Source organism: Rhizobacter sp. P3_B12 (genome assembly GCF_056402895.1).
The window spans coordinates 1-586 of sequence record NZ_JBFUGN010001735.1; the positions used below are offsets into that span (position 1 = coordinate 1).

A 586-nucleotide genomic window follows, 5' to 3' on the forward strand; every position below is an offset into this window, starting at 1 on the left:
ACGCTGCCGACGCGCTACGAGCGCGTGCCGCTGCGCTTCTCGTGGCCCGCGCTGCCCGGTGCGGCCGGCTACCGCGCCCAGGTGTTCGCCGACGAAGCGCTGAACCAGCGCCTGCTCGACGGCGAGTTCACCGAACCCGCCGCGCAATGGGCCGACCTGCCCGACGGGCGCTTCCTGCTGCTGGTGCGTGCCCGCGACCCGCAGGGCCTGGAGGGCCGCGATTCGCGGCTCGCGTTCACGCTGAAGGCACGCCCGGAGCCGCCGTTCACGACCCAGCCGCGCGACGAGGGGCAGGCCTACGGCGAGCGGGTCGAGTTCAGCTGGACGAAAGCCGCCGCCGCGCAGCGCTACCACCTGCAGGTGGCCGACGATGCGCGCTTCGAGACCGTCCGCATCGACCGCAACGACGTGGGCGGCGAACGCCTCGGCCTCGCGCTGCCGCCCGGCCGCTACCACTGGCGCATCGCGAGCATCGCGGCCGGCGACGACCACGGCCCGTTCAGCGATGCCAGCAGCTTCGAGCTGCGCGAGACGCCGCCGCCGGTGGCGCTCGCGCCGCCGCGCGACGAGGGCGAGCGCCTGGTGT

The 586-nt window shown here is 75.1% G+C and carries 1 pseudogene; it reads left to right on the forward strand.

Features of this window, described 5'->3' with window-relative positions:
- Positions 1-586 (forward strand): annotated as a pseudogene (locus tag AC1D01_RS37950) (hypothetical protein); the annotation flags it as partial.